Genomic DNA, 24244 nt, shown 5'->3' with positions numbered 1-24244 from the left:
GCGCTTTTGTCCGTTGTCTGGCTTTATTTGCATATGAATATTTATCTTTTTTTAGGGCTTGAATTGTTCTTCCGCCAGCCCGACTCTGTATTCAAGGGGCCGTTGCATCAACGTCGATGGCCCCCGGCGAGCTAGCTGAAATAAGGGATGAACTATGCAAATCCAAGTCAACAGCGATAACCATATTCAAAGCAGCATCCGACTGGAGGAGTGGGTACGTACTACCATCGAAAGCACGCTCGAACGTTATGAAGAGGACCTGACACGGGTCGAGGTTCATCTGCGGGATGAGAACGGCGACAAGCCAGGTCCCCATGATCTGCGTTGCCAGCTTGAAGCGCGGCCGAAGGGCCATCAGCCCATTTCCGTGACGCATAGGGCCGAATCGCTGGAACTGGCGATCGAAGGCGCGGCCACCAAACTTGAAAATTCCCTGGAGCATTTGTTCGGCAAACTGCGCGACAAGCGCGCCGTCGCTTCGACGTCGACTGAATCCGTAGCGTTGGCCGATGCGATGCTGGAAGAGGAATTCCTGGAAAACGAACGGGCCGCGCTTCACGGCTGAAACCTCGTTCGTTTCACTTGCGACTGAAAAACGGGCCTGCAATCGCAGGCCCGTTTTGTTTTTATCGGTCCAGTGTGGCAAGCAAGCCCACCTGCATTGATCGCATTCTCCTGTGGGAGCGGGCTTGCTCGCGAAAGCGGTGGGTCAGCCTGAAAGTGGTTGAATGTAATGACGCCGTCGCGAGCAAGCCCCACAGGGGGATTTGGGGGACAGTACCGTTCGCTAGCGCAAAAACGCCTGCCGATACTCCCCTGGCGTCGCCCCCAGGGCTTGGCGGAAACGATTGGTGAAGTGGCTGGCGCTGGCAAATCCGCAGGCCAGTGCCACGTCGCCCAGCGGTTGCGGGGTGGTGCGCAGCAAGTGCCGCGCGCAGGTCAAGCGTCTAGCCAGTACATATTGATGAGGAGGCAGCCCGAAGCTTTCGCGGAACATCCGCGCGAAGTGGTATTCGGACAACGCACACAGCGCGGCCAATTGTCCGAGGCTGATGGCATCGGCCAAGTGACTGTCGACGTAATCCACCAGCAACCGCCGCTGATGAGCGGCCAGGCCACCTTTGAGGCGAAGCCCCTGACGCTGGCCCACCTGGCTGAGCAGCAGGTGATTGAGCAATTCATGGGCCAGGCTGGTGGTCAGTAGGCGCTCACCGGGTTCGTCCCAGTTCAGCGCGATCAACTGGCGAAAACGCTGTGCCTGTCGCGGGTCGTCGAGGAATGTCTCCTCGTGCAGCTGCACCTGCCGGGGCTCGCAGTCCAGCAGCGTGACGCACCCCAGGGCAAATTGTTCAGCGCTGAAATACAGGTGGGCGAGGCGAATCTCGCCGTTGATGACCCAGGCTGACTCATGCCCGGCCGGCAGGATGCAGAGTTTGTCCGGTCCCCCCGTGGTGTCGGGCCGTTCGCGGCGAAACGTACCGGTGCCGCCAGCGATGTAGCATGACAACGTGTGGTGGGTCGGCGCCTCGTAGTCCTGGGCGTCGTGGTGATTGCTCCACAAAGCGGCCGCCAAGCCGTCCCCGAGCTCGGCGCTGTGCTCCAGACGAGCATTGGGCGAGCTGTTGAGGGCTTGAAAGACTTGCAGGGTTTGCAGTGTGGACATGATCGGTTCTCCAACGCTTGCATCCTACCCTGTCGGTCGATCCATGCCAGCCTTGTCTGTCGACAAAACCGCAAGTTTACGCAAGCGCCGGGTCAATGGCCGCGGGACACTGAGCGTCATTGTCAGGAGCCGCTACCATGAACCTCTCGTTGTACCTGCTTACCGTGCTCATCTGGGGCACCACCTGGATTGCCCTGAAACTGCAGTTGGGCGTCGTCGCCATCCCCGTGTCGATTGTCTATCGCTTCGGCCTTGCGGCCCTGATTCTGTTTGCGATGCTCTTGCTCAGCCGGCGCTTGCAGGTGATGAATCGGCGCGGTCATTTGATTTGCGTTGCCCAGGGCCTGTGTCTGTTCTGTATCAATTTCATGTGCTTCCTGACCGCCAGCCAGTGGATTCCCAGTGGGTTGGTCGCTGTGGTGTTTTCCACCGCCACGCTCTGGAACGCCCTCAATGCCCGCGTGTTCTTCGGTCAGCGGATTGCCCGTAACGTGCTGTTGGGGGGCGCCCTGGGGCTGCTGGGGCTGGCGCTGCTGTTCTGGCCGGAACTGGCCGGCCATAGTGCCAGCCCGCAAACCTTGCTTGGCTTGGCGCTGGCGTTGCTGGGCACCTTGTGTTTCTCGGCAGGCAACATGCTGTCGAGCCTGCAACAGAAGGCCGGCCTCAAGCCGTTGACCACCAATGCCTGGGGCATGGCTTATGGCGCGGCGATGCTGGCGGTGTGGTGTGCATTCAAAGGCATCCCGTTCGATATGGAATGGAACACGCGCTACATTGGCTCGCTGTTGTACCTGGTGATCCCGGGTTCGGTGATCGGCTTTACGGCCTATCTGACGCTGGTGGGGCGCATGGGGCCGGAGCGGGCGGCGTATTGCACCGTGTTGTTCCCGGTGGTGGCGTTGAACGTGTCGGCGTTTGCCGAGGGCTACCAGTGGACGGCGCCGGCATTGGTGGGGCTGGTGTTGGTGATGCTGGGTAACGTGCTGGTGTTTCGCAAACCCCGGCCACAGCCCATGAAGGCCGCCTTGGGCGCACGTTGAAATGACCGTGTTGGCCGGCCCGCTGAGGCGGACCGGCCTAAGGGTTTACTTCCAGACTTGCGGGTTGACCAGGTTCTGCGGTCGCTCGCCCAGCAATGCGCTGCGCAGGTTATCCACAGCAAGATCGGCCATGGCGGCACGGGTTTCGTGGGTGGCCGAGCCGATATGGGGCAGGGTGACGGCGTTTTTCAGTTGGAACAGCGGCGATTGGACCAGCGGTTCTTTCTCGTAGACATCTAGCCCGGCACCGCGGATGCGATTGTTCTGCAGGGCTTCGATCAGTGCCGGTTCATCCACCACCGGGCCACGGGAAATGTTGACCAGGATGGCGCTCGGTTTCATCAGGCCCAGTTCACGCTGGCCGATCAGATGGCGGGTCTTCTCGCTCAATGGCACGACGAGGCAGACGAAGTCCGCTTCGGCCAGCAACGTGTCCAGTTCGCGAAATTGTGCGCCCAATTGGTTTTCCAGTTCAGTCTTGCGGCTGTTGCCGCTGTAGAGGACCGGCATGTTGAACCCCAGCCGGCCACGCCGGGCAATGGCCGCGCCGATGTTGCCCATGCCGACGATACCCAGCGTCTTGCCATGTACATCGCTGCCGAACAGTTGCGGGCCGACCGTCGCCTGCCATTGGCCAGCCTTGGTCCAGGCGTCCAATTCTGCCACGCGCCTGGCGCTGCTCATCAGCAGGGCGAAGGCCAGGTCGGCGGTGCTTTCGGTGAGTACGTCGGGGGTGTTGGTGAGCATGATCCCGCGCTCATTGAAGTAGGCCAGGTCATAGTTGTCGTAACCCACCGACACACTGGACACCACTTGCAGGTTCGCAGCGCTTTGCAGTTGCTCGCGCCCGAGCTTGCGACCGACCCCGATCAGCCCGTGGGCGTGGGGCAGGGCTTCGTTGAACTGTGCGTTGATATCGCCCCTGGACGGGCTCGGCACGATCACGTCGAAGTCCTGTTGCAGGCGCTCGACCATCTTGGGCGTGATACGGCTGAAGGCAAGTACGGTTTTTTTCATCGTGCAAGGCTCATCGGGGGAGAAGATACCAAGCACGCTAACATTCCTGGCCAGGGTTGGGCGAGAGGGGAAAGCGACTGAGCGCTGCAAATCCCTTGTGTGCGAGCCTGCTCGCGATGGCGTTACATCAGTCACATAGAAGAGGCTGATAGATCGCTATCGCGAGCAGGCTCGCTCCCACAGGGGCTCTACTTCATCCTTTGGATATCTACGCCGCCCGCAGGGAAATAAAGGCGTAATTGACCGGCGCTTCTGTGACGACCCGCGCGCCGCAGGCCAATACCTGGCTGGCCACATCATCGCCAGACAGATGGAACTGCCATTCACTGGCGTGCTGTTGCGCAGGTTGCAGGCGTACCTGATCGAGGGCGGCCACGAATGCGTTCATCTGTGGCAGGTACGCGGTGAACCCGTCGCCCTTGAGCGCGGTGGTGCGGATGCCCAGGGCGGCGCAGATGCGGTCCTTGATGGCGATCTCTTCACGGTCGGCCTGGCGTGAGCGTTCGATCAACCGGACCAGTTCCTGGTCGACCAGTTCACCGCCGAGTATCAGTTGCGGCCCGGTTTCCCACGACTCTGGAGGGCATTCCTTGATGGCGATATTGAGGGGAATGTGCGGGTTGATTTCCATCGGATAGATGCGGCACACCAAGGGGCGGCGCTCATAGATACGGCACAGATTTTCTTCGTCAAGGTTCCGGCAACGGCCGACGTTGTAGGCGGCAAAAGTGATTGCGACAAGGGCCTCGGTGCTGCCGCTGTGGACCACCGCCGAACGGCGCTCGGCATGCTCGCGCTGCGCCGCCGGCAGGCCGAGGCCGTTGGGCAGGAAGGCTTCTACCAGGACAATCACCTGGCCGCCGTCGTCCGCCCACATCCGGGCCTCGTCGAGGGTCAGGGGAACATGGTGATCGGTGCAGCATTTGCCGCACCCTACACAGGAAAACGTTGTGTTCATTGAGTGCCCGGTCACAGAAAGCTGGGGACGGCGACAGAAAAACGCCGTGATGGACCGTGCGAAGCAAATTATGCGCCACTCACCGGTCGGTAGCGGCCGGGCGGATCGAGTCCCACTCGGTCACGTAGGCGGTTTTGGTTTTCTTGCGGTAGAGGCACAACTCGGTGCCGATCGCCTCTTTCATGTGTTTCTGTGGGTATTGGCCTTGCAGCAATAGCGCGGTGTAGCCGACTCGGTCGTCGAACTGAGCGGCGCTACCCACCGGCTCAGCACGCTTCAAGCCGCTGGCCTTGATGCAACTGGCCAGCACGGCTTTGTCGTGGGCGGTCCAGGCGTCCGGGCTTGAGGCATGGGCCTGGGAGGCCAGGACGGTGAGGCCGAGGAGAGTCAGTATGCGGATTTTCATCAGGGAGCCTTGTTCCGGGAAGCCAGGACAAGAGTATGCCTGAGGTTGTCGGACGATGATCGCTCCCGCGCTGAAGCGCCGAAGCGCCGAAGCGATCAACCGATATGGCTCAGCGTCCTTGCTCGGCAACGGCTTTGGCCGCTGTGATCAGGCATTTGGTCAGTTCTGGTGAGGAGAACTTGGTGAGCACGCCGTTGGCGCCGGCCAGTCGGGCTTTTTCGCTGTTCATGGCGCTGTCCAGCGAGGTGTGCAGCAACACGTAGAGGTGGGCGAAGTCCGGTGTTTCGCGCAGGGTCCGGGTGAGGGCGTACCCGTCCATCTCCGACATCTCGATGTCCGAGACGATCAGGTTGATCTGTTCGGCCGTGCCTTGCAGGTCCAGCAGGCATTCGATGGCTTCCTTGGCGCTGCGGGCGGTGTGGCATTGCAGGCCGAGGTTGCGCAGGGTGTGCACCGATTGCTGTAGCGCGACCTGGCTGTCGTCGACCACCAGGATCCGTGCGTTGCCCAGTACCTCGGCGTCTTCCATGCTCAGTTCGGTCGGCGCGGTTTCGATCTGTGCCGGTGCGATGCCGTGGATGACCTTTTCGATGTCCAGTACCTGCACCAGCGTGCCGTCCACCGAGGTCACGCCGGTGATGTACGAACGCACACCGCCGGAGCCGTAGGGCGGTGGTTTGATGTCGGTGGTCAGGCAATGCACGATCTTGCTCACCGCTTGCACATGCAAGCCCTGTTTGGAGCGGCTGACGTCAGTGACGATCAGGCAGCCACCGTCCGGATCCTCCAGCGGGCGCTCGCCAATGGCACGGCTCAGGTCGATCACCGACAACGATGCCCCGCGCAGGGTGGCGATGCCTTTGACGTGCGGATGCGACTCCGGCAGCTTGGTCAACGTTGGGCAGGGAATGATTTCACTGACCTTGAGCAGGTTGATTGCCATCAGCTTGCCGCTGCGCAAGGTAAACAGCAGAAGCGAAAGTGAATCTGCGCGGCCTTTGTTGGAGGACATAAAAACCTTCTGTGGAAAAAGGTGGGGCGAGCATACCGATCGCCAAAACAGCTTTTGATATTGGGTTATCGACTCGTCGGGGACAGGCTTTAGGGCGAAAGCCATCGGCAACCCAATTCACCCGGTCAATCTCCTTTGAGTGCCCCAACCCACAGGTTTCTATTTCAGCCCCAACCGTCGGGCCATCCGCCCCAGGTTGGCTCGGTCCAAGCCCAGCTCCCGGGCGGCGCTGGCCCAGTTGTGTTGGTGACGCTCCAGGCAGGCTGCGATCAGCTTGCGTTGGAACGTGTCCACCGCTTCGCGCAAGTCCCCCGTTACGCCCTCCGCCGTCGGTGCTGGGCTGATGGACGAAGGTGCGGGGTTATCCACAGGCGCTTGGGGCAAATCCAGGTCCTGGGCGCTGAGGCTGAGGATTTTCGGTCGCACCGGGCACCGACCCAAGGCCTTCAAGGCGCTACGGCCGATCAGGTGTTCCAGTTCGCGCACATTGCCCGGCCAGTCGTAGGCCAGCAGTGCGGCCTGGGCGTCGCTGGTCATGCGCAGGCTGCCCAGGCCCATGCGCGAGCGATTGTGTTCCAGGAAAAAACCGCTGAGCAGCAGCACGTCCCGTCCGCGGTCACGCAGCGCCGGCACCAGCAGCGGATACACACTCAAGCGATGGTAGACATCGGCCCGATAACGACCGTTGCGCACTTCTTCGGCAAGGTCGCGATTGGTGGCTGCGATCAGGCGCACATCGACCCGGTGTTCTTTGTCCGAGCCCAGGCGTTGCAGTTGACCGCTTTGCAGTACTCGCAGCAACTTGGCCTGGACGGTCAGGGACAATTCACCCACTTCGTCGAGGAACAGGGTGCCGCCGTCGGCCAGTTCGAACTTGCCGCGCCGATCGTTCGTGGCCCCAGTGAAGGCGCCCCGTACATGGCCGAAGAGTTCACTTTCCACCAGCGTATCGGGCAGGGCGGCACAGTTGAGGCTGATGAGTGGCTGCTCGGCGCGTTTTGACGCGGCATGGATGGCCCGGGCGACCAGTTCCTTGCCCACACCGGTTTCGCCGGTGATCAGTACTGTCAGGTCGCTGCCGCCCACCAGTGCAATCTCTTCCACCAAGCGCTTGTGGACTTTGCTCTGGCCAACCATGTCGCGAGATTGTTGGTCGCTGGCCTGGCGATAGACCTCGGCGCGGCGGTGCTCATCCTCGGCCTTCAAGGCCAGGCGCTCGATGCGCTCGGCGGCGCTGACCGTGGCGGCGGCGAGGCTGGCGAAGGCTTGCAAGGCACTGAGGTCGATGGGCTCGAAGCGCTCCGGGTCCAGCGAATCCAGGGTCAGCAGGCCCCAGGGCCGTTCGTCGACGAACAGCGGGCAGCCCATGCAGTCGTGAACTTCCAGATGCTCGGCGAGCCCCTCGACCAGCCCATCGTACGGATCCGGCAGGCCGCTGTCGGCGGCGAAGCGGGTGGGCTGTGGGTTGGCCAGCAGCACTTCGAAGCGCGGGTGCTCACTGACCCGGAATCGCCGGCCTAGTGTATCGGTGCTCAGGCCATCCACGGCGAGTGGCACCAGGCAGTCGCCGTCCAGGCGCAACAACGCTGCTGCATCGCAGGGCAGCAGGGTTCGCAAAGTGCCGAGCAGGCGACGATAACGTTCGCCTTCAGGCAGTTCGCGGGACAGATCGGCCACCAGTGGCAGCAGGGAGGTCAGCAGGGCGGTTGCGGTCATAATGACTCCATGTAGTCTTGATGACTATAAAGCGGACCGTGTCTTTATGACTATTGTGTTTTTAACTTGATGATATTTAAGAAAAAAAATTATGGCATGGAAACTGATAAGGCTTGCCTAGCTGTTATCGGTCATACGCCAGGAGTCACCCTATGCTCAGTCGAGAAGAACGCGCCATCATTCGCTCCACCGTTCCGTTGCTTGAAAGCGGGGGGGAGGCGCTGATCACTCACTTCTATCGCATGATGCTGTCCGAATACCCTCAGGTGCGCCCATTGTTCAACCAGGCTCACCAGGCCAGTGGCGATCAACCGCGGGCCTTGGCCAACGGTGTGTTGATGTATGCGCGGCACATTGACCAACTCGATCAATTGGGTGACCTGGTGGCGAAGATCGTCAACAAGCACGTTGCCCTGCAGATCCTGCCGGAACATTACCCGATTGTCGGTTCGTGCCTGCTGCGGGCAATCGCCGAAGTGCTGGGCGCAGAGATCGCCACGCCCGAAGTGATTGCGGCGTGGGGCGCAGCCTACAACCAGTTGGCCGATATCCTGATCGGCGCCGAAGCGGGCATGTACGACAAGAAGGCCGAGGCGCCGGGTGGCTGGCGTGGCGAGCGTGAATTCATCCTGGCGGCCAAAGTGCAGGAAAGCTCGGAGATCACCTCGTTTTACTTTGAACCGGCGGACAAGGGGCCGATTCTGCTGGCCGAGCCGGGCCAGTACATCGGCATGACGCTCATGCTCGATGGCGAGGAAGTGCGCCGTAACTATTCACTGTCGGCCCTGGCGGACAACGGTCAATACCGCATCAGCGTCAAGCGCGAACCGGGCGGGCGCGTGTCCAATCACCTGCATCATCATTTTGACGTTGGCAGCCGCATCCAGTTGTTCCCGCCGTCCGGGGATTTCTACCTGACTGCCAGCGACAAGCCGCTGGTGCTGATCAGTGGTGGCGTCGGCATCACCCCGACCCTGGCCATGTTGCAGGCGGCGCTGCAAACCGAGCGGCCGGTGCATTTCATTCACTGCGCGCGCAACGGCCGTGCCCATGCGTTCCGCGACTGGATCGACGACCTGGCCAATCGGCATCCACAGCTCAAGCGCTTTTACTGCTACGACGAAGACGACGGCTTGAGCCCGGCGGCCGACAAGGTGGGGCTGTTGAGCCAGGAGCAACTGGCGCAATGGCTGCCACAGCAACGTGACCTGGACGCCTATTTCCTCGGGCCGAAGGGGTTCATGGGCGCGGTCAAGCGCCACCTCAAGGCTTTGGGCGTGCCGGACCAGCAGAGCCGTTACGAGTTCTTCGGGCCGGCGGCGGCGCTGGAATAAGGTCGCTGCCAACCCGGGAAACCGGGTTGGCCTCATCGCGAAGACGTCGACACATTCAGCCCCAATGCAAACTGACCCACCGCTTTCGCGAGCAAGCCTCACACATTGGATCTGCGTCAGACACAAAATGTGTGTTCACCACCGATTCCAGTGTGGGAGCGGGCTTGCTCGCGAAGGCGGCGGCAGGTTCATCCCTGTCCACCTGCCAGAATTAATCGGCGCTTAACCTTCTAGCGGTCTATTTCCCTTTCAATGTCGACGCCCGCTGCTCGTTCACTGTCATGGTCTGCGTGTAGACTTTGGGCATCCGAGCGCGCGCCCGAGTGTCGCCGTGCCGCGCGTCGATCCATGCAGATAAAGGGAAACGCAATGAGTGAGGAAATGATGCGGTTAGGCCGTGAGCGGCGCTATCTGGTGCTGCTGGGGCTGATCTGCCTGGCGCTGATCGGCGGCGCGCTGTACATGCAAGTGGCCCTCGGTGAGGCGCCGTGCCCGCTGTGTATCTTGCAACGCTATGCGCTGTTGTTGATCGCGATCTTCGCCTTCATCGGTGCGGCCATGCGCACCCGCGGCAGCCTGACGATCTTCGAAGGCCTGGTGGTGCTCAGCGCCCTGGTCGGTGCTGGTGTGGCAGGGCATCACGTCTACACCCAGTTCTTCCCCGCGGTCAGTTGCGGCATCGACGTGTTGCAACCGATAGTCGATGACCTGCCGTTGGCGAAGATATTTCCGTTGGGGTTCCAGGTCGATGGCTTTTGCTCCACCCCCTACCCACCGATCCTGGGTCTGTCCCTGGCGCAGTGGGCGCTGGTGGCCTTCGTCTTGACGGTGGTGCTGGTGCCGTTGCTGGTGTCACGTAACCGCAAACAGATTCGCTGAGGCACCGTCATGAAACGCCCCGGTTTCTCTTCTGGAGAGCCGGGGCGTTTTGCGTTTCACTCTTGAGCCGGACCGTCCTTGATCCGAGGCAAGAATAGCCTGCGACAATGTGCGACATGTTGTCACATATCTTGAGGCGCTCAGCCTTTGCGAGGGCGATTAAACGCTCCTTCCTATAACAAAAAGCTGCCTGGTTTCGCAAAATGTGTATCGGCTGCAGCAGGCATTTTTAACAGCGAGGCGTCGGGCGCCAGAGCCCCCGAAAACTGGGCGCTTGCCGGGCAAATAACCTCTTCGTGATCCTCTCGAGCTGTCTAAATCGGGCATAGTAGCCTTACGTTTTTTGGGGTTCTTGTTGAGAATTAATTTCGATAACATGCTGGCTTGTTGCAATATCTGCGAAAGATTGTTGCCGGATTGGATAAAAATTATTTCGAGATGAGACATGGTCTACAGCGCCTCACCTCACTACAATCGCCCGCACCGAATTTCCGACCCGGCTCAAGCTTGAGCACGAGAGTGGTCGAAGGGCGCCAGCGCCCCATGCGACCCCAGGTGTCGGTGCCTCCAACTACCCGCACCAAATGGAATTGGGCTTGAACTAGGCCTTTGACCAACGAATAAGAACTCACTGCTGGCCCAGGATGTGTCGAACAGCCGCTGACGTTTGACGGGCAGCCCTTATTCAATCCAAGAAAATGCCAACCCTTGGCAGGGTGAAGTGTTGGCGATCAAAACCCAACTGCATTGCGCAAGCTGCTTTAGAGGTCGTGAGATGAGTAAAAACAGGTACCCCCGATTACTAGGCTTGTTGCCGCTGCTCGGCACGTTGCTGCTGGGAGGCTGCAACATGACCTTGCTCGATCCCAAGGGCCAGGTCGGCCTGGATGAACGAAACCTGATCATCACCGCTACGCTGCTGATGTTGCTGGTCGTTGTGCCGGTCATCGTCATGACCTTCCTGTTCGCCTGGAAGTACCGCGCAACCAATACCCAGGCTACCTACACGCCGAAGTGGTCGCATTCGACCAAGATCGAAGTGGCGGTGTGGACCATTCCGGTGCTGATCATCATTGCCCTGGGTTACATCACCTACAAGTCGACCCACGCCCTGGACCCGTATCGTCCGCTGGATTCCGACGTCAAGCCGATCACCATTGAAGTGGTCTCCATGGACTGGAAGTGGCTGTTCATCTATCCGGAACAAGGCATTGCGACGGTCAACAAGATCGTGTTCCCGGCGCATACGCCGATCAACTTCAAGGTCACTTCCGACACCGTGATGAACTCGTTCTTCATCCCGGGCCTGGGCGGCCAGATCTACGCGATGGCGGGCATGCAGACCAAGCTGCACCTGATCGCCAACCAGAATGCCGAACTCGACGGTATCTCCGCCAACTACAGCGGCGCGGGTTTTACCGGCATGAAGTTCAAAGCAATCGCCACGACCCAGGAAGATTTCGACACCTGGGTCAACGATGTGAAGAAGGCACCTAAACAGCTTGAAAAAGCTGAATACGAAGCCCTTTCCAAACCGAGCCAGAACAACCCAGTCGAACTCTACTCGTCGGTTACGCCAAACCTGTTCCAGACCATCATCGACAAGTATGAAGGGATGAATCCGGGCAAGCCGATGCACCACGAGAAGAGCGAAAAGGAAGTGGCCCACAACATGGAAGGGATGGACATGAGTTCGCATTCAGCTGCCGGGGCAGAGGAGTAAACGATGTTTGGTAAATTAAGTTGGGAAGCGATCCCGTTCCACGAGCCGATTGTCATGGTGACCCTCGCCATCATCGCGCTCGGTGGTCTGACGCTGTTCGCGGGGATCACTTACTTCAAGAAGTGGACCTACCTGTGGACCGAATGGCTGACGTCGGTCGACCACAAGAAAATCGGCGTGATGTACATCATCGTCGCCATGGTCATGCTGCTGCGCGGTTTTGCCGACGCCATCATGATGCGTACCCAGCTGGCCATGGCCACCGAGGGTTCGCCTGGCTACCTGCCGCCTGAACACTATGACCAGATCTTCACCGCCCACGGTGTGATCATGATCATCTTCATGGCGATGCCATTCTTCACCGGCCTGATGAACCTTGCAGTGCCGCTGCAGATCGGCGCGCGTGACGTTGCCTATCCGTTCCTGAACTCCCTGAGCTTCTGGCTGCTGGTGTCCGGCGTGGTGCTGATCAACCTGTCCCTGGGCGTTGGCGAATTCGCCAAGACCGGCTGGGTTGCCTATCCACCGCTGTCGGGTCTGCAATACAGTCCGGGCGTGGGCATGGACTACTACATCTGGGCGCTACAGCTATCTGGATTGGGGACAACGCTGACGGGGGTCAACTTCCTCGCCACCGTGCTGAAAATGCGTACCCCGGGCATGAAGCTGATGGACATGCCGATCTTCACCTGGACCTGCACCTGGGCCAACGTCCTGATCGTCGCTTCGTTCCCGATCCTGACCGCTACCCTGGCCCTGCTGACGCTTGACCGTTACATGGATTTCCACATTTTCACCAATGAACTGGGTGGAAATCCGATGATGTACGTCAACCTGTTCTGGGCCTGGGGTCACCCCGAGGTGTACATCCTGATCCTGCCGGCGTTCGGGATTTTCTCCGAAGTCATCTCGACCTTCTCCGGCAAGAAACTGTTCGGCCACCACTCGATGATCTACGCCAGCGGCGCGATCTCGGTGCTGGGCTTCATGGTCTGGCTGCACCACTTCTTCACCATGGGCTCGGGTGCCAGCGTCAACGCCTTCTTCGGCCTGGCGACCATGCTGATCTCGATCCCGACGGGTGTGAAGCTGTTCAACTGGCTGTTCACCATCTACCAGGGCCGCCTGCGTTTCACCAGCCACGTGCTGTGGACCCTGGGCTTCATGGTGACCTTCGCCATCGGCGGCATGACCGGCGTACTGCTGGCCATTCCAGGTGCTGACTTCGTGTTGCACAACAGCCTGTTCGTGATCGCACACTTCCACAACGTGATCATCGGCGGTGCGGTGTTTGGCTACATCGCCGGTTTCGCCTTCTACTTCCCGAAAGCGTTCGGCTTCAAGCTGCACGAAGGTTGGGGCAAGGCAGCGTTCTGGTTCTGGATCTCGGGCTTCTTCGTCGCGTTCATGCCGCTCTATGCACTGGGCTTCATGGGCATGACCCGTCGCTTGAACGCCACCACCAACCCTGAGTGGGTGCCGTACCTGTACGTCGCCATGTTCGGTGCGGTGATGATCGCTGTTGGTATCGCCTGCCAGCTGATCCAGTTGTACGTCAGCGTGCGCGATCGCAACAAGCCAGAGAACATATGCGAACACGGCGACCCGTGGAATGCCCATACCCTGGAATGGTCGACCTCTTCGCCACCGCCGTTCTACAACTTCGCGGTGCTGCCCAAAGCAGACGTCATCGACCCGTTCACCGAAGCCAAGGAAGCCGGCACTGCGTACCAGGCTCCGGCCAAGTACGAGCCGATCCACATGCCCAACAACACCGCTACCGGTGTGGTCATGGGCGCGCTGCTGACCGTGTTCGGTTTCGCAATGATCTGGCACATCTGGTGGCTGGCCATCGCCAGCCTGGTTGGCACTGTCGTGTACTTCACTATCCATGCCGCCCGTGACGATCAGGGTTACATGGTGCCGGTGGATGTCATCGAGCGCATCGAAGCCGAGCAGCACAAGCGCCTAGTAGCGGCCGGGAAAGTCCCCGCCACCGCCACCCGTGTTGAAACCTCGTTGGAACAGGCTTAAACCATGTCGAATTTAGTGACCACTGTTGGACACGCCCATGGTCATGACCATGGGCACGATGACCATCACCACGACTCGGGCGAGATGACCGTATTCGGTTTCTGGCTCTACCTGATGACCGACTGCATTCTGTTTGCGTCGATCTTCGCGGTGTACGCGGTGCTGGTAAACAACGTTGCCGGTGGCCCGTCGGGCCACGACATCTTTGAACTGCCGTACGTACTGGGCGAAACCGCGCTGCTGCTGTTCAGCTCGATCACCTACGGCTTCGCCATGCTGGCGTTGTTCAAGGGCAAGAAAACCCAGGTGCTGGGCTGGTTGGCCATGACCTTCCTGCTGGGCGCCGGCTTTATCGCCATGGAGATCAACGAGTTCCATATCCTGATCGCCGAAGGCTACGGTCCAAGCCGCAGCGGCTTCCTGTCCGGGTTCTTCACCCTGGTCGGCACCCACGGCCTGCACGTGACCAGCGGCCTGATCTGGATGGCGATCATGATGTACCAGGTCCATAAAAACGGCCTGACTGCCACCAACAAGACGCGCCTGAGCTGCCTGAGCCTGTTCTGGCACTTCCTGGACGTGGTGTGGATCTGCGTATTCACCGTTGTTTATCTGATGGGGACCCTGTAAATGGCTAACGCACATTCCCATGATGGCCATGACGCCGGCCACGGCAGCGTCAAGTCCTACGCCATCGGCTTCATCCTGTCGGTGATCCTGACCGTCATCCCGTTCGGCCTGGTGATGTACCCGTCGCTGCCCAAGAGCCTGACCCTGTGGATCATCCTGATCTTCGCCGTGGTCCAGGTACTGGTGCACCTGGTGTACTTCCTGCACCTGGACCGCTCCGCCGCCCAACGTAACAACGTGGTCGCATTTGTCTTTGCCGCGATCGTGATTGTCCTGCTGGTTGGCCTGTCGTTGTGGATCATGTTCAGCATCCACACCAACATGATGGCGCACTGAGGAAAGTCCGGATGTCCCTGAAGCACTTTATCCAAATCACCAAACCGGGGATCATTTTCGGTAACGTGCTTTCTGTGGCAGGCGGGTTTTTCCTGGCCTCGAAAGGGCATGTCGATCTGGCCATCTTCCTGGCGGCGATGATCGGCACTTCCCTGGTGGTGGCGTCCGGTTGCGTGTTCAACAATTGCATCGACCGTGACATCGATATCAAGATGGAACGCACCAAGAATCGGGCGCTGGTCCAGGGCCTGATTCCGGTGCAACTGGCCCTGGCATTCGCCACGGTGCTGGGCGTGGCCGGCGTGGCGCTGCTGTACTGGGTGGCCAACCCGTTGGCGGCGTTGTTCGCGGTGATCGGTTTTGTCATCTACGTCGGCCTCTACAGCCTGTACCTCAAGCGCAAGTCGGTCCACGGCACGCTGGTGGGCAGCCTGTCGGGGGCGATGCCGCCAGTGATCGGCTACGTAGCGGTGAGCAACCGCTTCGACATGGCGGCGCTGACGCTGCTGGTGATGTTCAGCCTGTGGCAGATGCCGCATTCCTATGCCATCGCGATCTTCCGTTTCAACGACTACCTGGCGGCCTCGATTCCGGTGCTGCCGGTCAAGCGCGGCATCCGCGTGGCCAAGAAGCACATCCTGCTCTACATCCTGGCCTTCCTCGTGGCGACCTTGATGCTGACCTTCAGCGGCTATGCCGGCATGAGCTACCTCGCCGTCGCCGCTGCCATGGGCATGTACTGGCTGTACATGGCCTGGACCGGCTACAAGGCGGTGGATGACAGGGTCTGGGCACGCAAGTTGTTCGTGTTTTCGATCTTCACCATTACCGCCCTGAGCGTCATGATGTCCCTGGACTTCAAAGTGCCGAGTGAGCTGCTGCTGACTTACGCGCCTTAAGCTTCAGACGCTGTAAAAAAAGCCCCGCCTTCGAGAGAAGTGCGGGGCTTTTTCTTGGGTATTACTTCGGGCTCCCACAAGGGGAAACTCAACGTGGGCTTATTGCTGGGCGATGCTGTAGCCGTCGAAGGCTTTCTGCTGTTGCAACGCGGCGACGATGCCTTTGCGGGTGGCCGGTTGTTCGGTGCCGTCATTGTCCAGGAAGGTTTCGCTTTCCAGCTCGGCTTCGTCGCCTTCGCCTACGAAGTTGAAACCCAGGAACTCGAAGGCCTGGCGGTCAACGTTCGGCTTGGAGCGTGGTGTGCGCAGGGGCAGGGTGACGCTGATGCCATCCTTGCTGATGACAAACACTTCGGCTTCCTTCTTGGCCCGCGAGGCCTTGCCCTTGCTGCCGCTCGGGTTGCTGATGGCTTGGTGGGTCTGGTTCAGCACTTTCAGGGCCAGGCCATAGACCACTTCCTGAAACGACGGGTCATCCTTGTAGCTGGAGAGGATACGGCTGATCGGGAAGCGGCTGCTCAGGTCTTCCAGGGCTGCGAAATCGGCGGCTTCGGCGTCCTTGAGTTGTTTGAGCTGGCCCATCAGTTCGTAGGCTTTGTCGTCGTCGAACGCATCGTGAGCCTGGCGGATGGCATTGCGCAGTTCGCGGATCTGGTCGCTTTCGCGGTTCGACTGGAACGCATCAAGGACCATTTCGCTGATGGTTTTGGCCTGGGGCAGATGCTGTGAAAGATTGATGGAGTTTTCGTATTCCGCTTTGGACGACAGGGTGACTACGGATTCAGCGGTGTTGGAATCGGACATTGAAATTTCACTACTTCTGTTAGCGGGATGAGGCGAGAAAGGCATTGAGCTTTTTTCCGGTCGCCTAATCTATTGGACGCGGGCGGTGTTGTCACGGTCGGAGCTCATTCACAAATCACATTCTTGCCCGACATTTTGGAGCGATACAGCGCCTGGTCCGCCCGGTGCAGCAATGCCGTCTTCTGTTCATCCTCGAATCGCTGCACCACGCCAAAGCTCATGGTGATCTGGAAGTCGCCCACCGGCAGCAGGTCGGACAAGCCTCGACGAATACTCTCGGCCAGCAGGCGAGCGTTGGCCAGGGTGGTGCTGGGCAGGATCATGATGAATTCGTCACCGCCCCAGCGCACCAGCAAATCGCCGTCGCGCTCGCAGCGCTTGACGCTCTGCACCACTTGCACCAGCGCCGCATCGCCGAAGGCGTGGCCGTAGCGATCATTGATGTCCTTGAAATCGTCGACGTCCATGGCGATCAGTGACAATGGCTCGCGAAAACGCTGCGCGCGCTCACAGGCCAGCGGCAGCGCCTGGTCCAGACGATAACGGTTGGCGACCCGGGTCAGGGCGTCGGTTTCGGCAAGCCTGCGGTTTTCGTCCAGCTGGATCTGCAACTGATGGTTGACCCGGGACAGTTCGCGGGTACGTTCTTCGATCACGGCTTCCAGAGATTTGTTGCGTCGTTCCAGTTGCTCGAACAGGCGCTTCTTGTCATCGACGCTGCGATGGGCGCCGATCATGCGCGCCACCGTGCCGTCGGGGTTACGGGCGATCACATGGCCGCGATCCTCAATCCAGATGTAGCCCCCGTCGCGCGTGCGGCAACGGTACTCGGCCTGGTATCTGTGGGATCGTTGTTCCAGGTGGTCGTCGAACAACGCCATGACCCGTGGATAGTCATCCGGGTGGATGACGCTCTCCCAGGTCAGCACGGTGTTTTCCAGCGAGTGAGGCAGGTAGCCAAGCATCGTGTACCAGCCAGGGTTGCGGTAGACGAAGCCGGTGTTGGCATTCCAGTCCCAGATGCCATCGCTGACCAGTTCCAGGATGGTGTGCAGTACGCCTTCGTCCAGATCGGACAGGTCGAACCGCAGCATGTCGATGTTCGAGGCATCTCCCATCGTCGTTTCCTCAATCCGCCTTGATATCAAAATGCTCGCCCAAGGAGGAAGAGTAGCTGATGGGGAGCGGGGTCACTAGCGGGGGGGGGGGCGCCCGTCATCATTCGGCTGGTGTTTGGGGTTTGCCCCATTTCTCCAGCGCAAACTCGACAAAACTGCGCAGCTTCGGCAAACGGTAGCGATCCTGCGCGTACATCAGGCTCATCGGGCGATGGGGCAACTGGTAGTCCTGCAACAACGCCACCAGGTGACCATCCTTCAGGTCCTGGGCCACGAGCGCATCGGGCAGCATCACCACGCCCATCCCGGCCAGGGCGGCGCGATGCAGGCCCGAGGAGCTGTTGATCAGCATCGGTCCGTTTACCGGGACCTTGATCTCGCCTTCCGGGCCGTTGATCGGCCAGAGATCCTGGGCGAAGCGCCAGTCATCTCCTGCCAAATAGGCGAACGACAGGCAATCGTGCTGTTGCAGGTCGACGGGTTTTTCCGGCGTGCCTCGCCGGGCCAGGTAAGCAGGGGCGGCGCAGATGGTCAGGGTGTAGTCCACCAACGGACGGGCAATCAGTTTCGGGTCGGGATTGCCGAGTCGGATGGCGACGTCGAATCCATGTTCGAGCAGGTCCAGCCGCTGGTTGGTCAGCACCACGTCGAGCTTGACCTGGGCGAAGCGCCGGCTGAATTCGGCCAGCGCCGGCGCGAGGCGTTCGGAGCCGAAGGTCAGCGGCGCGGTGATGCGCAGGGTGCCGGTGGGCTCGCCCTGGGTCTGTTCGGCCAAGCGTTCGGAATCGGCCACCAGCCCCAGCACTTCCAGGCAACGCTGATAGTAGGTCGAGCCGAACTCGGTCAGGCGCTGGCGCCGGGTTGTACGGTTGATCAGGCGCACGCCGAGACGTTGCTCCAGTGCACGAAGATGATTGCCCACCATGGTGGTGGACATTTCGCACGCCTGGGCCGCCGCCGTCAGGCTTCCGGTTTCTACCACCTTCACGTAAACAGTCATTGCCTGGAATAAATCCATTATCAAGCTCAGCTTTTAAATGATTGAAGTAAAGCGGCGTTTATCCAGCCTTGGTGGCTAACCATACTGGAAAAAACCAACCCAATGGAGCTTGATGCCATGACCGCTGCCTGCCTGATGACCACTTACCAACCTCTGGCGCTGAGTTTCACCCATGGCTTGGGTACGCGCTTGTGGGACCAGGACGGCCGCGAGTACCTCGATGCGGTGGCGGGCGTGGCGGTGACCAATGTCGGCCACTCCCACCCTCGGCTGGTGGCCGCCATCAGCGAGCAGGCCGGCCTGCTGTTGCACACGTCCAACCTGTACAGCATCGATTGGCAACAACGCCTGGCGCAAAAGCTCACCCAACTGTCTGGGCTGGATCGGGCGTTTTTCAACAACTCGGGCGCCGAGGCCAACGAAACCGCGCTGAAACTGGCGCGCCTCTATGGCTGGCACAAGGGCATTGAGCAGCCATTGGTGGTCGTCATGGACAATGCCTTCCATGGACGCACCTTGGGCACAATGTCCGCCAGTGACGGCCCGTCCGTGCGGCTGGGCTACAACCGATTGCCGGGGGATTTCATCAAGGTGCCGTTCGGCGATCTGGCCGCGCTGGAAGCGATCCGGCAGGCTCATGCCGAGCGCATCGTCGCGGTATTGGTGGAACCGATCCAGGGCGAGAGCGGTGTGCAGCTCGCCCCAGCGGGTTACCTCAAGGCCTTGCGGCAGCTGTGCAGCCGGCGCGCGTGGCTGTTGATGCTCGACGAGATCCAGACGGGCATCGGTCGTACCGGCCAATGGTTCGCGTTCCAGCACGAGGGCATCGTGCCGGACGTCATGACCCTCGCCAAAGGCCTGGGCAACGGCGTGCCCATTGGGGCCTGCCTGGCACGGGGTAAGGCTGCCGAGCTGTTTACCCCAGGCAGTCATGGCAGTACCTTTGGCGGTAATCCGCTGGCCTGTCGGGTCGGCTGCACGGTGCTGGACATCATTGAGCAACAAGCGCTGGTGGACAATGCCAGGCACCAGGGCGAACAGTTGTTGAGTCGACTGCGCACCGAGTTGGCGGACAACCCGAATGTCTTGGCGATTCGCGGCCAGGGGTTGATGATTGGCATCGAACTCAAGCAACCGGTCCGCGACTTGGCCCTTCGCGCCGCCCAGGACCACGGTCTGCTGATCAATATCACCCGGGGCCAGACCATCCGCCTGCTGCCGCCGTTGACGATCGATGGGCGGGAAGTGGAGATGATTGTCCGGGGTGTCAGCCGCTGTCTGGCGCAGAGTTGAGGGGGCGTTCGCCCGGAGGACGGTTTTTTTATCGGTCAGCCGGGCGAAGCGCGACGCAGCGCGACGGAATTTTTAACGATTACCGCGTTCCAACGCCTGCCAGAGTCGATCGCCTACACTTTGGCATTCAGACTGAAAAACCAGGAGCATCTTCATGTTCACCTCGCGTCGCTTGATCGTTGTCGCAACTGCCGTGGCCCTGTTGTCCGGCTGTGCGTCGCCTAACCCCTACGATAACCAGGGCCAGGCCTCTACCGATTCGTCGGGCATGAGTAAAACCGCCAAGTACGGCGGACTCGGTGCACTGGCTGGGGCGTTGGCCGGTGCGGCCATCAGTCACGATAACCGCGGTAAGGGTGCGTTGATCGGTGCGGCGGTGGTGGGGGCTTCCGCGGCCGGCTACGGCTACTACGCCGACCAGCAGGAAAAGAAACTGCGCGCCAGCATGGCCAATACCGGCGTTGAAGTGCAGCGCCAGGGCGACCAAATCAAACTGATCATGCCGGGCAACATCACCTTCGCCACCGACTCGGCGAACATCGCGTCCAGCTTCTACCAACCGCTGAACAACCTGGCCAACTCCCTCAGGGAGTTCAACCAGAACCAGATCGAAATCGTCGGCTACACCGACAGCACCGGCAGCCGCCAGCACAACATGGACCTGTCCCAGCGCCGTGCCCAGAGCGTGGCGACCTACCTGACGTCCCAGGGTGTCAGCGGCGCCAATCTGACGGCCCGCGGTGCCGGCCCGGACAACCCGGTGGCGAGCAACGCCGACGTCAATGGCCGTGCACAGAACCGTCGGGTCGAGGTCAACCTCAAGGCGATTCCGGGGCAGCAGTACCAGGCACCGCAGCAGTAGGGCCAGACTTATCAGCAGTATCCTTGATCGATGGGCTGTAGGTGAAAAAGGTGTAAACCTATTTCAGGACTAGACACTTCATCTAGTCCTGGTGTCACGCTTGTTTTCCTTGCAGCTCTTTCATTGACGAGGGTGGCCAATTCGGTGATTTCAGCGCTTGCAGGAATCGCTGGGTTTGCTCGAGGACGCCACCCGTCAGGGCATATTCGTCCAAGGTCTGGGTGCCTGCCGGATCGTCGTGTCGGATCAATTGCCCGCATTGGTTGTGGGCCGCGAAATCATCATCGGCATCGGCATCGGCATCGGCATAACGCTCGGTGCAGCGAGCGGCTTCGCCTTTGCCTTGTTCGAAAACAGCCAGCGGGCGTAGCAGGTCGTCATAGTAAATCCGCCGCTGAGTCTCGCGGCTGTCCCAAGCCTGAACAAGCTGATCGCCATCGCCGAGGGGCACTGAACATCCAGTGTCGTCTCTTCTTCAAAGCAGCTATGACAGGGAACTAGCGCTATGCGCTCACATCTTCATTGCTCTTGCCATCAGGCAGCGTTACTTTGGAAAAATCGTTGTAAATATCCGCGTTTTGTTCCGAAACTAAACACGTCATGGTCAATTTTTTGTTGTACTGCTGCGCGTGTCTCGGTAATTCGACCCAGGAAAGCTTTGGTTTCCAATTTTGAAAGTGTAGAGAATTTTTCAGCTAACAAATTTTTCCAGTCTTTTATGGTTGTGTTGTTGAACTTCTCCCAGGTTTCGGTGTTAAAGACTTCTGAAAGCTCAATGTTGTTCAAGTTGTAGGTGGCATTTTTCTTTTCGGAAAAAGCTGATTCGTGATCAATGAGATAGATGTTTCCTTGGGTATCCCAAAGCTGGTTGCCAGAATTGTCATCGAATTCATTGATCAAGTAGTAAAAGAGTTTTGCTCTTTCGGGTAATGCATGTCGCTCTTTGGTGTTTGTGCTGGTGTTCGTAACTCTCTGCTGGATCATTGACTTCGCCTTCGCTTGAGTTGGCGGTACGAAATGAAAGCCGAGTCGCTCGCTTACTTCATAAGCAAAAGCCTCACTCTGTGATTCTTTTGGTGATTGCATTTTTTTAACAAGAAATTGTATTCCCTGTACATCGGAGTCAGCTTGGTAAATTGAATTGTTACCCCGAGACTGGAGCACAGTCATCGATGTCAGATCGACCTGAGGTATAAGTGAATGAACCCATGCATTGATTATTGATGCGTCGGATGTAGATTCAATACGAGCGGTAGCAAGGGCTTCGGCATATCGTTCTTGATTAAGCAGGCGCCCGACGGAGTTAGAAGTAATGAGCTCCGCTGGAAATTTTATAAGGCCCTGTGCATCTACAAAGTTCATCGGTGCGTTCGAGATAAAACAAAATAAGTTCAGCCCATCCACACCACCAGCCGGATCCGGATTAACCCACCGCTGCAACCACACCGCGTAATACCTGAACCCATAATAATAGAGCCCCGTCGCATCCCGCTCTTTCGCTGAATAACGCACCGTCTTGTAACTCGCTTCCACTTCACTGCGCCCGGCAAACCAGGCCGTGCCGCCGAATGGGTGATAGGTTTCCTGGCTGATTATCTCGGCCTCGCTATCCAATTCCAGGCTGCTGGAACCCAGATGGTCGGTCAGGTTGTAGCGGTACTGATCGTTGGAAATACCGGCAGGTGGTACCCTTTCCCAATGTAGTACCTGCATCGCGCGGCGTCCGGCCTGTACGCAGATCACTTGCAACACTTCGCCCTTGCCTGCGTGAGTACGAATTTCCAGGTCCGGCAAATAACGAACTTCCGAAGTCAGCGAGCGGGCATTGGTTTGGATCGAGCGGACTTTGCGCCGTCGCATTCCATCGCTGCCGTATAAATACAGCTCGCGATCATCCTCGGAACCTTCACGTTCAACCGGCCGCACCTCGCGCAACTGATTGCGCAGATCCCAAGCCATCGCTTGTCCCGGTTGCAACTCCAGTAAGTTGCCGTTGCCGTCAAATGCGGCGGCTATCTCGTCTTCGGTCGGTGGCGGGCCGTTCCGTTCCGGGAGACAGCGGTTGCTGTAGCGCGCCGCCGTCAGTTTGCGGCTGTGGCTTTGCGGGCCGACATGGATCAGTTCTAGCAAATTACCGCCCGCGTCGTAGTGATACGTTTGCTCATAGTTGGCGACGGCGCCCGGATCGTCGAAGCGGTTGAATTGCGGCCCTCGGTTGGCACTGCCAGCCTCCCAGCCGGTGGCCCTGATCAGTTGATAAAGGCTGTCGTAGTCATAACGGTTGATCGGTTCAACCCGCTGGTTGGCGAAATAGCGAACCGGCAGGGCAGCGTCTTCGATGCTCAGCACATTGCCCACCGGGTCGTAGGCGTAGCGAAGATCCTGCAGCGGTTCGTCGGCATTGCGGGTGGCGTGTAATCGCAGCAGGCGTCCGTCCTCGGCACGGTAATTCAGTGTGCTGATTACGCCGTTACCTGCGGTTTCCTGTTCGACTTGGCCGTAGGGGTTGTAGGCGAGGGCGCTGACCAGCGTTTGAGGCGTGGCCTGACCGCTCAGTTGCAGATGGCTGGCGAACAACTGGCCATCGACGGTGTAATCGAACAGTTGCCGATTGCCTTTGGCATCGATCTGCTCCAGCACATCGCCCAGCGAGTTGAAGCGCGTCGCGCTGGTTGCCGATTGCGCCACGGGTTCCAAGAGTTCGTCGCGCTCCGGCAACCCAAATGGCCAATCCGGTGGTTCCAGCGCTCGCAGGAATCGCTGGGTTTGCTTGAGGACGCCGCCCGTCAGGGCATATTCGTCCAGGGTTTGGCTGCCCGCTGGATCGTCGTGTCGAATCAATTGCCCGCATTGGTTGTGGGCGGCGAAATCGTCATTGGCGTTGGCGTATGCATAACGCTCGGTGCAGCGAGCGACTTCGCCTTTGCCCTGTTCAAAAACGGCCAGCGGGCGTAGCAGGTCGTCATAGTCAATCCGCCGCTGAGTCTCGCGGCTGTCCCAGCTTTGAACAAGCTGATCGCCGTCGCCGAACAGGCTGATACGTTCGCCGGCGTCGACGCTGAGCGAACCCAGTACTTTGCCGGATAACGAATAGTGGTTGGATGAATTGGCGGGTGCGGTTTTTGAACTGAGTGCCCACAGCCTGGGATCCCACTGTTTGACCAGGCGCCCGATTGCGTCGTGAGCGCTGCGGTTGATTCGTTCTTCGGGGGCCGCCGTTTCGATGGAGCGGTAGTAAGCAACTGAACGTACATCGAGCCCGCGAGGATCCACTACGGCCAAGGTAGGTGTGTGGACGTGAATGCTGGCGGTAAACCTCGACATGCTCAAACCTCTTTTAACCTTCAACTAGGAAGCTAATAGACTCGATGGATTCCCCAATGAGGACTCTTCCAACGTATCGTTCTCATCCTCCGAAATCCCATACCACCCCAAATACCGCTGACGCCGCCAATACCCCATGGCCGTCACGGTCAACGTAGGCCGCCCGAGCGGATCGTAGAATTGCTGGTCGCAATGC

The 24244-nt window shown here is 59.4% G+C and carries 22 protein-coding genes; 11 read left to right on the top strand and 11 right to left on the bottom strand.

All coding sequences use genetic code 11. The features are described 5' to 3' along the window. Positions 1-154 precede the first annotated feature (154 nt). Positions 155-565: an HPF/RaiA family ribosome-associated protein gene (locus tag AACY31_RS21440; protein WP_339477967.1), complete on the top strand. Its 411-nt coding sequence runs from the start codon at positions 155-157 to the stop codon at positions 563-565. 222 nt (positions 566-787) lie between these two features. Here AACY31_RS21440 and AACY31_RS21435 read toward each other — a convergent pair whose 3' ends face one another. Further along, on the bottom strand, positions 788-1663 hold the full coding sequence (locus AACY31_RS21435) for an AraC family transcriptional regulator (RefSeq protein ID WP_339505057.1): 876 nt from the start codon (positions 1661-1663) through the stop codon (positions 788-790). 137 nt (positions 1664-1800) lie between these two features. Between AACY31_RS21435 and AACY31_RS21430 the strand changes: the two genes are divergently transcribed. Beyond that, on the top strand, positions 1801-2703 hold the full coding sequence (locus AACY31_RS21430; RefSeq protein ID WP_339492515.1) for a DMT family transporter: 903 nt from the start codon (positions 1801-1803) through the stop codon (positions 2701-2703). A gap of 45 nt (positions 2704-2748) precedes the next feature. Here AACY31_RS21430 and AACY31_RS21425 read toward each other — a convergent pair whose 3' ends face one another. The 5 genes from AACY31_RS21425 to norR form a co-directional block, all read right to left on the bottom strand. Next, entirely contained in the window at positions 2749-3720 is a 972-nt protein-coding gene (locus AACY31_RS21425; protein ID WP_339477974.1) for a 2-hydroxyacid dehydrogenase, read from the bottom strand. 208 nt (positions 3721-3928) lie between these two features. Next, positions 3929-4678 (bottom strand): YkgJ family cysteine cluster protein, encoded by a 750-nt coding sequence (locus tag AACY31_RS21420; protein WP_339477977.1) that lies wholly within the window; start codon positions 4676-4678, stop codon positions 3929-3931. A gap of 79 nt (positions 4679-4757) precedes the next feature. Further along, positions 4758-5084 carry a hypothetical protein gene (locus AACY31_RS21415; RefSeq protein WP_339477979.1) on the bottom strand — a complete coding sequence of 109 codons (327 nt, stop codon included), beginning with the start codon at positions 5082-5084 and terminating at the stop codon, positions 4758-4760. Positions 5085-5193: 109 nt separating this feature from the next. Beyond that, positions 5194-6096: a chemotaxis protein CheV gene (locus AACY31_RS21410; protein WP_339505055.1), complete on the bottom strand. Its 903-nt coding sequence runs from the start codon at positions 6094-6096 to the stop codon at positions 5194-5196. A 159-nt stretch (positions 6097-6255) separates the two neighbouring features. Continuing rightward, on the bottom strand, positions 6256-7812 hold the full coding sequence (norR, locus tag AACY31_RS21405) for a nitric oxide reductase transcriptional regulator NorR (RefSeq protein ID WP_339492520.1): 1557 nt from the start codon (positions 7810-7812) through the stop codon (positions 6256-6258). A gap of 152 nt (positions 7813-7964) precedes the next feature. On the opposite strand from norR, the gene hmpA reads away from it, so the two are divergent. The 7 genes from hmpA (at position 7965) to cyoE (ending at position 15647) form a co-directional block, all read left to right on the top strand. Then, positions 7965-9146: an NO-inducible flavohemoprotein gene (hmpA, locus tag AACY31_RS21400; RefSeq protein WP_339477985.1), complete on the top strand. Its 1182-nt coding sequence runs from the start codon at positions 7965-7967 to the stop codon at positions 9144-9146. A gap of 369 nt (positions 9147-9515) precedes the next feature. Further along, positions 9516-10025 carry a disulfide bond formation protein B gene (locus AACY31_RS21395; protein WP_339477987.1) on the top strand — a complete coding sequence of 170 codons (510 nt, stop codon included), beginning with the start codon at positions 9516-9518 and terminating at the stop codon, positions 10023-10025. Between the two features lie 775 nt (positions 10026-10800). Next, positions 10801-11748, top strand: coding sequence for a ubiquinol oxidase subunit II (cyoA, locus tag AACY31_RS21390; protein WP_339477989.1), 948 nt, complete (start codon positions 10801-10803; stop codon positions 11746-11748). A gap of 3 nt (positions 11749-11751) precedes the next feature. Continuing rightward, entirely contained in the window at positions 11752-13782 is a 2031-nt protein-coding gene (gene cyoB / locus AACY31_RS21385) for a cytochrome o ubiquinol oxidase subunit I (RefSeq protein ID WP_339477991.1), read from the top strand. Positions 13783-13785: 3 nt separating this feature from the next. After that, positions 13786-14412, top strand: a complete 627-nt coding sequence (locus tag AACY31_RS21380) for a cytochrome o ubiquinol oxidase subunit III (protein WP_014340103.1) — start codon at positions 13786-13788, stop codon at positions 14410-14412. After that, entirely contained in the window at positions 14413-14748 is a 336-nt protein-coding gene (gene cyoD, locus AACY31_RS21375; protein WP_014340102.1) for a cytochrome o ubiquinol oxidase subunit IV, read from the top strand. Positions 14749-14759: 11 nt separating this feature from the next. After that, positions 14760-15647 (top strand): heme o synthase, encoded by an 888-nt coding sequence (gene cyoE, locus AACY31_RS21370; RefSeq protein ID WP_339477996.1) that lies wholly within the window; start codon positions 14760-14762, stop codon positions 15645-15647. 99 nt (positions 15648-15746) lie between these two features. Here the strand turns inward: cyoE and AACY31_RS21365 are convergent, their stop codons facing one another. The 3 genes from AACY31_RS21365 to AACY31_RS21355 all read right to left on the bottom strand — a co-directional run bounded on the left by AACY31_RS21365 (position 15747) and on the right by AACY31_RS21355 (position 18587). After that, complete coding sequence (locus AACY31_RS21365; RefSeq protein ID WP_339477998.1) at positions 15747-16451, bottom strand: hypothetical protein; 705 nt, start codon at positions 16449-16451, stop codon at positions 15747-15749. A gap of 104 nt (positions 16452-16555) precedes the next feature. Further along, entirely contained in the window at positions 16556-17569 is a 1014-nt protein-coding gene (locus AACY31_RS21360; RefSeq protein WP_339478000.1) for a sensor domain-containing diguanylate cyclase, read from the bottom strand. A gap of 100 nt (positions 17570-17669) precedes the next feature. Further along, on the bottom strand, positions 17670-18587 hold the full coding sequence (locus AACY31_RS21355; protein WP_339478002.1) for a LysR family transcriptional regulator: 918 nt from the start codon (positions 18585-18587) through the stop codon (positions 17670-17672). Between the two features lie 99 nt (positions 18588-18686). Between AACY31_RS21355 and AACY31_RS21350 the strand changes: the two genes are divergently transcribed. Together AACY31_RS21350 and AACY31_RS21345 are read left to right on the top strand one after the other, a co-directional pair. Beyond that, positions 18687-19862 carry an aspartate aminotransferase family protein gene (locus tag AACY31_RS21350; protein ID WP_339478004.1) on the top strand — a complete coding sequence of 392 codons (1176 nt, stop codon included), beginning with the start codon at positions 18687-18689 and terminating at the stop codon, positions 19860-19862. 154 nt (positions 19863-20016) lie between these two features. Further along, positions 20017-20724: an OmpA family protein gene (locus tag AACY31_RS21345; RefSeq protein ID WP_339478006.1), complete on the top strand. Its 708-nt coding sequence runs from the start codon at positions 20017-20019 to the stop codon at positions 20722-20724. A gap of 94 nt (positions 20725-20818) precedes the next feature. On the opposite strand, the gene AACY31_RS21340 is transcribed toward AACY31_RS21345, so the two are convergent. Further along, a complete protein-coding gene (locus AACY31_RS21340) occupies positions 20819-21175 on the bottom strand; it encodes a hypothetical protein (protein WP_339505054.1) in 357 nt (118 codons plus the stop codon). Between the two features lie 83 nt (positions 21176-21258). Then, on the bottom strand, positions 21259-24048 hold the full coding sequence (locus tag AACY31_RS21335) for an RHS repeat domain-containing protein (RefSeq protein ID WP_339505052.1): 2790 nt from the start codon (positions 24046-24048) through the stop codon (positions 21259-21261). Positions 24049-24244 lie beyond the last annotated feature (196 nt).

The organism is Pseudomonas sp. RL_105y_Pfl2_101, from assembly GCF_963970585.1.
Lineage (GTDB): Bacteria > Pseudomonadota > Gammaproteobacteria > Pseudomonadales > Pseudomonadaceae > Aquipseudomonas.
The sequence above is the reverse complement of the archived record's forward strand: the minus strand, read 5'-3'. Positions and strand labels throughout refer to the sequence as shown.

Coding starts and splice junctions, on each gene's coding strand:
- AACY31_RS21440 (WP_339477967.1), top strand. CDS start 155: ATGCAAATCCAAGTCAACAGCGATAACCATATTCAAAGCAGCATCCGA.
- AACY31_RS21435 (WP_339505057.1), bottom strand. CDS start 1,663: ATGTCCACACTGCAAACCCTGCAAGTCTTTCAAGCCCTCAACAGCTCG.
- AACY31_RS21430 (WP_339492515.1), top strand. CDS start 1,801: ATGAACCTCTCGTTGTACCTGCTTACCGTGCTCATCTGGGGCACCACC.
- AACY31_RS21425 (WP_339477974.1), bottom strand. CDS start 3,720: ATGAAAAAAACCGTACTTGCCTTCAGCCGTATCACGCCCAAGATGGTC.
- AACY31_RS21420 (WP_339477977.1), bottom strand. CDS start 4,678: ATGAACACAACGTTTTCCTGTGTAGGGTGCGGCAAATGCTGCACCGAT.
- AACY31_RS21415 (WP_339477979.1), bottom strand. CDS start 5,084: ATGAAAATCCGCATACTGACTCTCCTCGGCCTCACCGTCCTGGCCTCC.
- AACY31_RS21410 (WP_339505055.1), bottom strand. CDS start 6,096: ATGTCCTCCAACAAAGGCCGCGCAGATTCACTTTCGCTTCTGCTGTTT.
- norR (WP_339492520.1), bottom strand. CDS start 7,812: ATGACCGCAACCGCCCTGCTGACCTCCCTGCTGCCACTGGTGGCCGAT.
- hmpA (WP_339477985.1), top strand. CDS start 7,965: ATGCTCAGTCGAGAAGAACGCGCCATCATTCGCTCCACCGTTCCGTTG.
- AACY31_RS21395 (WP_339477987.1), top strand. CDS start 9,516: ATGAGTGAGGAAATGATGCGGTTAGGCCGTGAGCGGCGCTATCTGGTG.
- cyoA (WP_339477989.1), top strand. CDS start 10,801: ATGAGTAAAAACAGGTACCCCCGATTACTAGGCTTGTTGCCGCTGCTC.
- cyoB (WP_339477991.1), top strand. CDS start 11,752: ATGTTTGGTAAATTAAGTTGGGAAGCGATCCCGTTCCACGAGCCGATT.
- AACY31_RS21380 (WP_014340103.1), top strand. CDS start 13,786: ATGTCGAATTTAGTGACCACTGTTGGACACGCCCATGGTCATGACCAT.
- cyoD (WP_014340102.1), top strand. CDS start 14,413: ATGGCTAACGCACATTCCCATGATGGCCATGACGCCGGCCACGGCAGC.
- cyoE (WP_339477996.1), top strand. CDS start 14,760: ATGTCCCTGAAGCACTTTATCCAAATCACCAAACCGGGGATCATTTTC.
- AACY31_RS21365 (WP_339477998.1), bottom strand. CDS start 16,451: ATGTCCGATTCCAACACCGCTGAATCCGTAGTCACCCTGTCGTCCAAA.
- AACY31_RS21360 (WP_339478000.1), bottom strand. CDS start 17,569: ATGGGAGATGCCTCGAACATCGACATGCTGCGGTTCGACCTGTCCGAT.
- AACY31_RS21355 (WP_339478002.1), bottom strand. CDS start 18,587: ATGGATTTATTCCAGGCAATGACTGTTTACGTGAAGGTGGTAGAAACC.
- AACY31_RS21350 (WP_339478004.1), top strand. CDS start 18,687: ATGACCGCTGCCTGCCTGATGACCACTTACCAACCTCTGGCGCTGAGT.
- AACY31_RS21345 (WP_339478006.1), top strand. CDS start 20,017: ATGTTCACCTCGCGTCGCTTGATCGTTGTCGCAACTGCCGTGGCCCTG.
- AACY31_RS21335 (WP_339505052.1), bottom strand. CDS start 24,048: ATGTCGAGGTTTACCGCCAGCATTCACGTCCACACACCTACCTTGGCC.